The sequence below is a fragment of the Hymenobacter agri genome (assembly GCF_054778495.1).
This window is the reverse complement of sequence record NZ_BAAGZM010000849.1, coordinates 1-1,423: the sequence shown is the minus strand read 5'-3', so window position 1 is coordinate 1,423 and position 1,423 is coordinate 1. Positions and strand designations below refer to the sequence as shown.

1 protein-coding gene is annotated in these 1,423 nt (G+C 66.8%); it reads right to left on the bottom strand.

Features of this window, described 5'->3' with window-relative positions:
• Positions 1 to 1,423 (bottom strand): FG-GAP-like repeat-containing protein (locus tag ACYVDE_RS22760; protein ID WP_460503821.1); only part of this gene is annotated, 1,423 nt, incomplete at both ends.

Below are 1,423 nucleotides of genomic sequence, written 5' to 3'. Positions count from 1 at the left end.
CCGCCGAAGCTCACGGTGCTGCCGGCCGTGAAGCCCGTACCTGTGAGCGTGACCACCTGCCCCGGCAACTCGGCCGCCGGGCTCACGTTGGTGAGGGCAACCGGCACCGTCATCAGCAGCACCGCCACCCGGTTATCGTTAGCGTTGGCCGTGGCCAGGTCGGGCTTGCCGTCCCCGTCCACGTCCCCGATGATTACCGAGGAGGGACCGCCGCCGGCAGGTAAATCGACCCGGGCGGCGAAACCGAGCGTGCCGGCCGTGGATGTGTTGCGCAGCACTGACACCGTGTTGTCGTCAAAGTTGGCCGTGGCCAGGTCGGGCTTGCCGTCGCCGTCCACGTCCCCGATGCTTAACGAGGAGGGACTGAAACCGGTGGCAAAGTCCACGTTGGCGGCAAAGCCGAGCGTGCCGGCCGTGGACGTGTTGCGCAGCACCGATATCTTGCTGCTGTTATAGTTGGCCACGGCCAGGTCGGGTTTGCCGTCGCCGTCCACGTCCCCGATACTCAGCGAGTAGGGTCTGAAGCCGACGGCAAAGGTTACATTGGCGGCAAAGCCAAGCGTGCCGGCCGTGGACGTGTTGCGCAGCACCGATATCGTGCTGCTGTTAGCATTGGCCGTGGCCAGGTCGGGCTTGCCGTCCCCGTCCACGTCCCCGATGGTGACTGAGGAGGGACCGAAGTCGGTGGTAAATTCCACACTGGCGGCGAAGCCCACGGTGCCCACGGTGCCCGTGTTGCGCAGCACCGATACTTGGTTGGTGTTAGCGTTGGCCACGGCCAGGTCGGGCTTGCCGTCGCCGTCCACGTCCCCGATGCTCACCGAGCGGGGATAGTTGCCGGTGGCAAAGTCCACTTTGGCGGCGAAGCCGAGCGTGCCGGCCGTGCCCGTGTTGCGCAGCACCGATACCGTGTTGGCGGTAGCGTTGGTCACCACCAGGTCAGGCTTGCCGTCGCCGTCCACGTCCCCGATGGTTACCGAGGTTGACGGGCTGGTGGTGGCAAAGTCTACTTTAGCGGCGAAGCTGGCCGTGCCCACGGTGCCCGTGTTGCGCAGCACCGATACCGTATTCTCGCCCTGATTGCCCACCACCAGGTCGGGCTTGCCGTCGCCGTCCACGTCTCCCAGGCTCACCGAGGTGGGATAGTCGCCGGTGACCAGGTCCACGTTGGGGGCGAAGTTCACGGCCCCGCTCAGAGTCACGGTAAAGAGCTGGGGGGCGAAGGCCGTCAGGCCGGTGGCCAGGTTGGTCACGGTGGGGTACTGGTAGGTAGTGCCCAGCGGCACGGTCACCGTGAGGCTCGTGGGGCTGGCCGCCGTCACGGCCGCCTGGGTGGCCCCGAAGAACACCACGTTCTGGCCGGCCGCGGCGTTGAAGCCCGTGCCCGTGATGATGACGCTGGTGCCCACCGTGCCGCTGTTGG